The sequence below is a fragment of the Kitasatospora sp. NPDC088861 genome, assembly GCF_044750105.1.
GTDB lineage: Bacteria > Actinomycetota > Actinomycetes > Streptomycetales > Streptomycetaceae > Kitasatospora.
Genome location: NZ_JBIVJF010000021.1, coordinates 108995 through 118552, shown reverse-complemented (window position 1 = coordinate 118552; position 9558 = coordinate 108995). Strand labels below are relative to the sequence as shown.

The following is a 9558-nucleotide window of genomic DNA, read 5'->3' as shown; positions in this document are numbered from 1 at the left end:
ACCGGGCAAGCTGCAACCGGGATCCCCTCGCCGTGTTGTTACTCGTTCAACCCCGATTCACCGCCCCCCTTTAAAACCGCGGGCGGCCCCGGTCCGATCCGGACCGGGGCCGCCGCCGTCGGGCTTCGTCAGTGCACGCCCTCGAAGAGGCTCGTGACCGAACCCTCCTCGAACACCTCGCGGATCGCGGCCGCGATCGAGGGGGCGATGGACAGCGTGGTGATCTTGTCCAGCTGGATCTGCGCCGGGGTCGGCAGCGTGTTGGTGAACACGAACTCGCTCACCCGCGAGTTCTTCAGCCGGTCCGCGGCCGGGCCGGAGAGCACGCCGTGGGTGGCCGCCACCAGGACGTCCGCCGCACCGTTGTCGAACAGCGCGTCGGCTGCGGCGCAGATCGTGCCGGCGGTGTCGATCATGTCGTCGACCAGGACGCAGACCCGGTCCTTGACGTCACCGACGACCTCGGCCGACAGGATGGTGTTGGCCTGGGTCATGTCGCGGCGCTTGTGGATGATCGCCAGCGGCGCGTCCAGCCGGTCGCACCACTGGTCGGCCACCTTCACCCGGCCGGCGTCCGGCGACACGATGGTCAGCTTGGAGCGGTCCACCCTCCCGCCCACGTAGTCCGCCAGCATCGGCAGCGCGAACAGGTGGTCCACCGGGCCGTCGAAGAAGCCCTGGATCTGCGCGGTGTGCAGGTCCACGGCCATCAGCCGGTCGGCGCCCGCCTGGCGCAGCAGGTCGGCGACCAGGCGCGCCGAGATGGGCTCGCGGCCCAGGTGCTTCTTGTCCTGGCGGGCGTACCCGTAGAACGGCAGGATCGCGGTGATGCTCTTGGCGGAGGCCCGCTTCAGCGCATCGATCATGATCAGCTGTTCCATGATCCACTGGTTGATGGGAGCCGTGTGGCTCTGCATCACGAAGCAGTCCGCGCCGCGGGCCGAGTCCAGGAAGCGGACGTAGATCTCGCCGTTGGCGAAGTCCAGGGCCTTGGTCGGGACGAGCTCGGTCCCGAGCGCCTCGGCCACCTCCCTCGCCAGTTCCGGGTGGGCACGGCCGGAGAAGAGCTTGAGTTTCTTCTCACCCGACGTCGTGATCCCGCTCACTGCACCGTCTCCTCGCGTTGCTGACGCTGAACCCCGTCGTCCCGTGCGGGCAGGCGCAGCCGGCTCGCACGGGGTCGGGGGAATTGTCGGTACGCCTGGACACGGGCCGTAAGCCCAGTGGCGCACGTATGACCCCAAGGTTACGCGCCCACGCAGAAACCGTCCGCCCCGGGACCGCCCTCGGGCTCCCGCCCGTCCCGTCAGGCGTCCGCGGCCCCGTCCGTCGCGGCCTTCGCGGCCTGCGCGGAGGTGGTCCCCGGGCGCTTGCGCTCCACCCAGCCCTCGATGTTGCGCTGGTGCGCCCGGCTCACTCCGAGCGCGCCGGGCGGCACGTCGGTGGTGATCACCGAACCGGCCGCGGTGTAGGCGCCGTCCCCGATCGCCACCGGGGCGATGAACATGTTGTCGGAACCGGTGCGGCAGTGCGCACCGATCACCGTGCGGTGCTTGTTGACGCCGTCGTAGTTCACGGTGACCGAGGCCGCGCCGACGTTGGCGCCCTCGCCGATCGTGGCGTCCCCGATGTAGGAGAGGTGCGGCACCTTGGCCCCCTCGCCCAGCTCGGAGTTCTTCACCTCGACGTAGGTGCCGACCTTCGCCTTGCGGGCCAGCTTGGCCCCCGGCCGCAGGTAGGCGTACGGGCCGGCGGTGGCCAGCTCGCCCACCTCGGCACGGTCCGCCGTGGTGTTGCTCACACGGGCACCGGCGCCGATCAAGGTGTCCGTCAGGGTCGAGTTCGGGCCGACCTCGCAGCCCTCGCCCAGGTGGGTGGCACCCTGCAGCTGGGTGTTCGGCAGCACGAGGGCGTCCGGCTCGTACGTCACCTGCACGTCGATCCAGGTGGTCGCCGGGTCCACCACGGTGACGCCGGCCCGCATCGCCCGCTCCAGCAGGCGGTCGTTCAGCAGCCGGCGGGCCTGCGCGAGCTGCACCCGGTCGTTGATGCCCAGGATGTCCCGGTGGTCCTCCGCGACCACGGCGCCCACCCGGTGCCCGGCGGTGCGCAGGATCTCCAGGGTGTCGGTGAGGTACTCCTCGCCCTGCGAGTTGTCCGTGGTGAGCTCGGCCAGCGCCTCGACCAGCAGCTTGGCGTCGAAGGCGAAGACGCCCGAGTTGATCTCGGCGATCGAGCGCTGGACGGCGGTGGCGTCCCGCTCCTCGACGATCGCGGCGACGGTGCCGTCCTCGTCCCGCAGGATCCGGCCGTAGCCGAAGGGCTCGGGGACGACGGCGGTCAGGACGGTGACCCCGTTGTCCTGGCCGGCGTGGGCCTTCGCCAGGCGGCGCAGCGTGTCCCCGGTCAGCAGCGGGGAGTCCCCGGCGGTGACGATCACCGTGCCGTCCAGCACCACGCCGTCGACGGCCAGCGCCTCCAGCGCCGTGCGCACCGCGTGCCCGGTGCCCTTCTGGTCCTCCTGCACCACCGGACGGGCCGCCGGGTAGTGCGCCGCGAGGTGCTCCTGGACCTGCTCCCGCTGGTGTCCGACCACCACGACGAGCTGTTCCGGCGTCAGTTCGCTGGCCGCCGAGACGGCATGACCCACCAGCGACCGGCCGCAGACCTCGTGCAGCACCTTGGGCAGCTTGTTCGACTTCATCCGGGTCCCGCCACCGGCGGCGAGCACGACAACGGCGGCAAGCGAATTGGCACCCATGCGGGGAGGCTCCTCGGTCGGTTCACAGAGCGGGCAGAACGGGCCCGGACCGGACCGAGGCCGGTCGCCATTCGCACAGTCCGCCGAGCAGCACCGACAATACCGGCGGTTCGGCGGTACGCCCGAACCTGAGGCGTGCAGAGGCTCCGCCGCTAGGATTCGAACCCAGACAAAGGCCTCCAAAGGGCCCTGTGCTGCCATTACACCACGGCGGATGGTTGCTCAGACCCTACCCGAGTCGACCCTGCCATGGGTATCAACTGCCGCGATCCGCAGGCCCCGATCCGCCGGGAACGGTCGAACAAGCCGGGCCGCCGGTTCATCCATCCAGTCGGGTGAATTCACTCAAGCGCCGTGCGGCGGCGTGTTCCCTTCGCCACGGAGCGCAACCTACGATGCCGTAGGTTACGCCAACGTAGCCTCCGCTCCTCCCTCCCGCACAGGGATGCCGCAAAGGGACGCCCATGACCACCAAGGCCGGCGAGCCGAGCGCGGGGAACGCCGCGCTTCCCACCGAATCCCCCGATCCCACCGACACCGCCACCCGACTGTCCGCCACCCGCGGCGGGGAGAAGCAGGGCCTCGCCGAACGGCTCGCGCTAGGGCTGTTCATCCTCCTGCCGTTCGCCGCGCTGCTGGCCGCCGTGCCGGTGGCCTGGGGGTGGGGACTGGGGTGGACGGACGCGGCGATCACCGTCGCCATGTACTTCCTCACCTGCCACGGCATCACCGTCGGCTACCACCGCTACTTCACCCACAGCGCGTTCAAGGCCAACCGCCCGATGCGGCTCGCCCTCGCGGTCGCCGGCAGCCTGGCGGTCGAGGGCCCGCTGGTGCGCTGGGTGGCCGACCACCGCAAGCACCACCGGTTCAGCGACAAGGACGGCGACCCGCACTCGCCGTGGCGCTACGGGGAGAGCCTCCCGGCCCTGCTCAAGGGCCTGTGGTGGGCGCACATGGGCTGGATGTTCGACGAGGAGCAGACCCCGCAGCTCACGTACGCGCCGGACCTCGTCCGCGATCCGGCCATACGGCGGATCTCCCGGCTGTTCTGGCTCTGGACCATGATCTCGCTGCTGCTCCCCCCGCTGGTCGGCGGGCTGGTGACGCTGTCCTGGTCGGGCGCGCTGTCCGCCTTCTTCTGGGGATCGCTGGTCCGGGTGGCCCTGCTGCACCACGTCACCTGGTCGATCAACTCGATCTGCCACGCCGTCGGCCGCCGCCCGTTCCGCTCCCGGGACCGCTCGGGCAACGTCTGGTGGCTGGCGGTGCTCTCCTGCGGCGAGTCCTGGCACAACCTGCACCACGCGGACCCGACGGCCGCCCGGCACGGGGTGCTGCGCGGGCAGATCGACTCCTCGGCCCGGCTGATCCGCTGGTTCGAGCTGGCCGGCTGGGTCCGGGACGTCCGTTGGCCGGACGCGCAGCGGATCGCCGCCCGCCGCGCCGCATGAGTCGTCGCTTCCAGCATGATGTAGGGGTGAACGGGAGCAGCGCAGACAGCACAGGCGGCCACCAGAGCACGCGGACGGACGCGGCGCCCGACGCGGCGCCGGCCCGTCCGCGAACCGCTGCACCGGCGGGCGGGGGCGCCTCGGGGGGTGCGCCCGCCCCGGCGCCGCGCCGCCGGGGCGGGCGGGTCCGGATGACCGGCAAGCAGCGGCGGGAGCAGCTGCTGGAGATCGGCCGGACGGTGTTCGCGGAGCGCGGCTACGACGGCACCTCGGTGGAGGAGATCGCCGAGCGGGCCGGGGTGTCGAAGCCGGTGGTGTACGAGCACTTCGGCGGCAAGGAGGGGCTGTACGCGGTGGTGGTGGACCGCGAGATGCAACTGCTGCTGGACATGGTCACGGGGGCGCTGACCGGCGGGCACTCGCGGGAGCTGCTGGAGCAGGCCGCGTTCGCGCTGATGGACTACATCGACACCTCGACGGACGGCTTCCGGATCCTGGTCCGGGACTCCCCGGTGGCCCAGTCGACCGGCACCTTCGCGTCACTGATCAGCGACATCGCGACGCAGGTGGAGGACATCCTCGGCCTGGAGTTCAAGTCCCGGGGCTTCGACGCGCGACTGGCCCCGATGTACTCGCAGATGCTGGTCGGCATGGTGGCGCTGACCGGGCAGTGGTGGCTGGAGGTCCGCAAGCCGGACAAGGCGCAGGTCGCGGCGCACCTGGTGAACCTGGCCTGGCACGGGCTGGAGGGCCTGGAGCGGCACCCGAGGCTGGTCGGCGGGCGCAAGGACTGACCTGCGGGCGAACCGGCGGCGGGGTAGGGCCGACCGGCGGGCGGAAGGAGCGACCGACGGGCGGAAGGGCCGGCGGCCCTCCCGCCCCGCATCAGGCCCTGGTCCCGACGGCGAAGATCCGCCGGAACGGGAAGACGGTGCCGTGCAACCCGGCCGGGTAGGCCTCGCGCAGGAGCGCCCCGTACTCGGCGAGGAAGGCGGCTCGGCGGGCGGGGTCGGTCAGCCGGGTGAGGACGGGGCGCAGGGCGGTGCCCTTGACCCAGGCGAGGACCGGGTCCGGGCCCGGGAGCAGGGTGCGGTAGGTGGTCTCCCAGACGTCGGGCGCGCAGCCGGCGGCGGTGAGGGCGTCCAGATAGCGCTCGGGCGGGTGGACGCCGGCCCTGGCGGCGTCGTCGCCGAGGAGGCCGCGCCAGCGGGGGCTTCGCCGGAGTTCGGCGAGCAGGGTGTGGCTGGGGGCGTCGAAGTTGCCGGGGACCTGGAAGGCGACGGTACCGCCGGGCGGCAGGGCGCCGGCCCAGCGCGGGACGAGGTCGAGGTGGCCGTCGATCCACTGCAGCGTGGCGTTGGAGACGATCAGGTCGGGTCCGGCCGGGGCCGGGTCGTAGTCGCGGGCGTCGGCGAGCAGGTAGTCGGCGGTGGGCTCACCGTCGGTGCGGGCGGTGGCGAGCATCGGGGCGGAGTTGTCGACGCCGGTGAGGCGGGCGTGCGGCCAGCGTGCGCGCAGCACGGCGGTGGAGTTGCCGGGGCCGCAGCCGATGTCGAGGATCACGGGATCGCTCGGGTTCGGGAGGGCGGGGACGCGGGCGAGCAGGTCGCGCAGCGGACGGGTGCGTTCGTCCGCGAAGCGCAGGTACTGCGCCGGGTCCCAGACGGGACTGGTCATGGTCCACCTCACAAGTATCTCGACATCAAGATATCCCAGGTAGCCTTGCTGGCACATTTCTCGACGTCAAGAGACTTCACATCGACACATCCACCGATACACTGATCGTCATGGAGGACGAGGTCGACAGGCTGGTCGCAGCGTGGCGCCGAGAGCGCCCCGACCTCGACGTGGAGCCGCTGGAGGTACTCAGCCGGGTCAGCAGACTCGCCCGGCACCTCGACCGCGCCCGCCGCACCGCCTTCGCCGAGCACGGGCTGGAGCCCTGGGAGTTCGACGTCCTGACCGCCCTGCGCCGGGCCGGCTCCCCCTACCAGCTCTCCCCCGGCCAGCTGCTCACCCAGACCCTGGTCACCTCCGGCACCATGACCAACCGCATCGACCGCCTCACCGGCAAGGGCCTGGTCAAGCGCCTGCCCGACCCGGACGACCGGCGCGGCGTGCTCGTCCGGCTCACCGACGACGGCCGCGACCGCGCCGACCAGGCGCTCGCCGGACTGCTCACGCACGAACGCGAACTGCTCGCCCAGCTCAGCTCCGGCCAGCAGGGCGAACTCGCCGCGCTCCTGCGGCAGCTGGTCGCCCCGTTCGACAACATCCCGGGCTGATCCGCGCCCCGGAGTTCACGTCCGGTCCACCGCGGTCACGACGGACGGCGGCGCCGGCAGGGCCGGCTCGGCCGGGCTGACCCCGGCCCGGCGGGCCACCGCCACCGCGGCCAGCGTGGAGTGCACCCCGAGCTTGCCGAGCACGTTCTGCATGTGCGTCCGGACGGTGTGCGGCGACAGGTAGAGCCGCTCCGCGACCGCCTGCCGGCCCAGGCCCGCGACCATGCAGCGCAGGATCTGCTTCTCCCGCGGAGTGAGGGTGTCGACCAGCCGCTCGCTCTCGGTGCGGTCCCGCCGGGCGGTGGTCAGCTCGCGGATCACCCCGGTCAGCAGCGCGGGCGGCAGGTGCGTCTCGTCCCGCAGCACCCCCCGGACCACGGAGAGCAGCCGGGCCAGCGAACTCTCCTTGGCCACCCAGCCGGTGGCGCCCGCGTGCAGGGCCCGGGCGGCGCGGTGCGGGTCGTCGGCGACGGCCAGCACGACCGCCCGCAGCCCCGGATGGGCGCGGCGGACCCGGGCGAGCAGGGTGATGCCGTCCGGTGCCGGAGGCGTGGTTCTGAGCTGGTCGGCCCGGTACGCGTCGGAGCGGGCCGGTTCCGTGCCGCGCCCGCCCGGGCGCAGCAGGTCCACCGGGCGGCCGCCGGACTGCGCCACCGGCGGGCCGACCGGGTGGCGGGGCGGCGGCACCGCCGGGGCCGGCCGCCGCCGGGCCGCGTCGGCCGCGTCCGGGCCGAGCCGGCTCCGGACACCCGCCGAAGCAGTGCCCTCGGCCCCCAGGTCGGCGTCGATCAGGACCACGTCGAAGGCCCGCCCCTCGACGGCGGCACGCTCCAGCGCCCGCTCGGCGGCGGCCCCGCTGCCGGCCGCCCCCACCTCCACGTCGGGCTCGGCGGCGAGCGCCGCGGCCAGGGCCTCGGCGAAGATCCGGTGGTCGTCGACCACCAGGACGCGGATCCGCCCCATCGTCACTACCCCCCTGCTCAGACCGGCCCGAGCCCGGGGGCGGGGACCGGCCCCGGCACCCGCGGTCTGGGCCCGTCACTCCGCCCGCCCACCGGTGGCCGGTGAGGCCGAAAAGGGCGCCGGCCCCCACCGGTACCGCACTCAGCGTACGGGCCGGGAAACCCCCTCGTGGCGGTTTGGTGAAGTTTCGTCAGGAGGTGCGCGAGTGGCTGGATTTCACGCCATCACCGGTCGAAGCGGGCAACGCCGAGGCGCCGCCCCCGAACCTCCGGGAGCGGCGCCTGCGGGGTCCTGCGGCCTACTTGCCGTGCTTCTCCAGGGCGAACTTCCAGGCGTCGGCGACGATGTCGTCCAGGTTCGGGCGGCGCGGCGTCCAGCCCAGCGCCTCGTGGGCGCGGGCCGCCGAGGCCACCAGCACGGCCGGGTCGCCGGCCCGGCGGCCGGCCGCCTGCACCGGGATCTCCCGGCCGGTGACGCGCCGGACCGACTCGATCACCTCGCGCACCGAGAAGCCGCTGCCGTTGCCCAGGTTGCAGATCAGGTGCTCGCCCGGCTTGGCCGCGTCCAGCGCCAGCAGGTGCGCGTCGGCCAGGTCCGCGACGTGGATGTAGTCGCGGATGCAGGTGCCGTCCGGGGTCGGGTAGTCCTCGCCGTACACCGCGATGTGCGGGCGCTGACCCAGCGCCGCCTGGAACACCAGCGGGATCAGGTGCGACTCGGGGTCGTGGCGCTCCCCGTACGCGCCGTACGCACCGGCCACGTTGAAGTAGCGCAGCGAGACGGCGGCCAGGCCGTGCGCGACGGCCTCGCTGGTGATCAGGTGGTCCACGGCGAGCTTGGTGGCGCCGTAGGCGTTGGTCGGCGAGGTGCGGGCGGTCTCCGCGATCGGCACGACCTCCGGCTCGCCGTAGACGGCGGCGGTGGACGAGAACACCAGCTTGCGCACACCCGCCGCGCGCATCGCCGCGACCAGCTCCAGCGAACCCGCCACGTTGTTGCGCCAGTACTTCTCCGGGTCCACGACCGACTCGCCGACCTGCGAGGAGGCGGCGAAGTGCAGCACGCCGTCGAAGGAACCGTCCAGCACCCGGCCGGCCTCCTGGACCCGACCCTCGACGAACTCGGCACCGACCGGGACGCCCTCGCGGAAACCGGTGGAGAGATCGTCCAGGACGGTCACCTGGTGCCCCGCCTCCAGCAGGTGGGCGGCCACCACGCTGCCGACGTAGCCGGCGCCACCCGTGACCAGGTACTTACTCATGATGAGACCTCCAGCGGGCGACGGTCCGCCGGTCAGCGGCGGCCGTCGATGACGTGTGTACGACTGAGGCTATTCTCCCTGCCCGCCGGAGTGCCCAGGACCATGTGAACGGGCCGCCCGGGAGCCGGTTTCACGGACCCCGAGCCCCCCTCAGCCGCCGGCCATCCGCTCCAGCAGCCCGGTACGGGCCGCCACCGCGGCCGCCTCCAGCCGGGTCCGCGCACCGAGCTTCATCAGCACCCGCTGGACGTGCGTCCGGGCGGTGCTCGCGGCGATCCGCATCCCGGCGGCGATCGCCGCCGTGTCCTCCCCGTCCGCGATCCGGGCCAGCACCTGCACCTCACGGCGGGTCAGCAGCCGCAGCAGCCGCACCGCCTCGTCGTCCGGCTCGGCGACCGGCCGCAGCAACTGGTCGAAGGCCCCGCGCAGCACGTCCACGGCCACCGCCGCCTCGCCCGCCCGGGCCCGCCCGATCGCCCGCTCGACCACCCCGATCCGCTCGTCGCTCGGCACGTACCCCGCCGCCCCGGCCGCGAACGCCCCCGCCACACCGCGCAGTTCACCCACCGGACCGAGCACGATCACGGCCACCTCGGGACGCTCCCGGCGGATCCGGCGCAGCCCGTCGAAAGCCGCCGGCTCACTCGGCGCGGACACCCCCAGCAGACACACCTCCGGCCGCCGGCCGACCACCAGATCGGCCGCGACCCCGGCCGGGCAGCCGACCGCGAGCACCCGGTGGCCGCGCAGCTGCAACGCCGTGGCCAGCGCCTCGGCCAACAGCCGGTGATCGTCGACCACCACGAGTCGAACGCCCATGACGCCCTCCCGGTC

At 73.1% G+C, this 9558-nt stretch carries 9 protein-coding genes and 1 tRNA gene; 3 read left to right on the top strand and 7 right to left on the bottom strand.

From position 1 onward, the window contains the following. Positions 1-128: 128 nt before the first annotated feature. The 3 genes from ACIP37_RS28405 to ACIP37_RS28395 form a co-directional block, all read right to left on the bottom strand. Positions 129-1106, bottom strand: coding sequence for a ribose-phosphate diphosphokinase (locus ACIP37_RS28405; protein WP_350877737.1), 978 nt, complete (start codon positions 1104-1106; stop codon positions 129-131). Positions 1107-1306: 200 nt separating this feature from the next. Then, a complete protein-coding gene (gene glmU / locus ACIP37_RS28400; protein ID WP_400809468.1) occupies positions 1307-2761 on the bottom strand; it encodes a bifunctional UDP-N-acetylglucosamine diphosphorylase/glucosamine-1-phosphate N-acetyltransferase GlmU in 1455 nt (484 codons plus the stop codon). Between the two features lie 144 nt (positions 2762-2905). Continuing rightward, positions 2906-2976 (bottom strand) — tRNA-Gln (locus ACIP37_RS28395). Positions 2977-3225: 249 nt separating this feature from the next. Here ACIP37_RS28395 and ACIP37_RS28390 point away from each other — a divergent pair. Together ACIP37_RS28390 and ACIP37_RS28385 are read left to right on the top strand one after the other, a co-directional pair. Next, positions 3226-4215, top strand: coding sequence for an acyl-CoA desaturase (locus tag ACIP37_RS28390; protein ID WP_400809471.1), 990 nt, complete (start codon positions 3226-3228; stop codon positions 4213-4215). Between the two features lie 26 nt (positions 4216-4241). Beyond that, positions 4242-5009 (top strand): TetR/AcrR family transcriptional regulator, encoded by a 768-nt coding sequence (locus ACIP37_RS28385; protein WP_079135661.1) that lies wholly within the window; start codon positions 4242-4244, stop codon positions 5007-5009. A 91-nt stretch (positions 5010-5100) separates the two neighbouring features. Here ACIP37_RS28385 and ACIP37_RS28380 read toward each other — a convergent pair whose 3' ends face one another. After that, on the bottom strand, positions 5101-5892 hold the full coding sequence (locus tag ACIP37_RS28380; RefSeq protein ID WP_400809474.1) for a methyltransferase domain-containing protein: 792 nt from the start codon (positions 5890-5892) through the stop codon (positions 5101-5103). A 110-nt stretch (positions 5893-6002) separates the two neighbouring features. Between ACIP37_RS28380 and ACIP37_RS28375 the strand changes: the two genes are divergently transcribed. Beyond that, the gene (locus ACIP37_RS28375) at positions 6003-6500 is read left to right on the top strand and encodes a MarR family transcriptional regulator (RefSeq protein ID WP_363585323.1); all 498 of its coding nucleotides are present in this window, start codon (positions 6003-6005) and stop codon (positions 6498-6500) included. 15 nt (positions 6501-6515) lie between these two features. On the opposite strand, the gene ACIP37_RS28370 is transcribed toward ACIP37_RS28375, so the two are convergent. The 3 genes from ACIP37_RS28370 to ACIP37_RS28360 form a co-directional block, all read right to left on the bottom strand. After that, positions 6516-7463 carry a LuxR C-terminal-related transcriptional regulator gene (locus ACIP37_RS28370; RefSeq protein ID WP_400809476.1) on the bottom strand — a complete coding sequence of 316 codons (948 nt, stop codon included), beginning with the start codon at positions 7461-7463 and terminating at the stop codon, positions 6516-6518. Between the two features lie 298 nt (positions 7464-7761). Then, the gene (gene galE / locus ACIP37_RS28365; protein ID WP_350877731.1) at positions 7762-8724 is read right to left on the bottom strand and encodes a UDP-glucose 4-epimerase GalE; all 963 of its coding nucleotides are present in this window, start codon (positions 8722-8724) and stop codon (positions 7762-7764) included. 150 nt (positions 8725-8874) lie between these two features. Further along, complete coding sequence (locus ACIP37_RS28360; RefSeq protein ID WP_363585325.1) at positions 8875-9543, bottom strand: LuxR C-terminal-related transcriptional regulator; 669 nt, start codon at positions 9541-9543, stop codon at positions 8875-8877. Positions 9544-9558 lie beyond the last annotated feature (15 nt).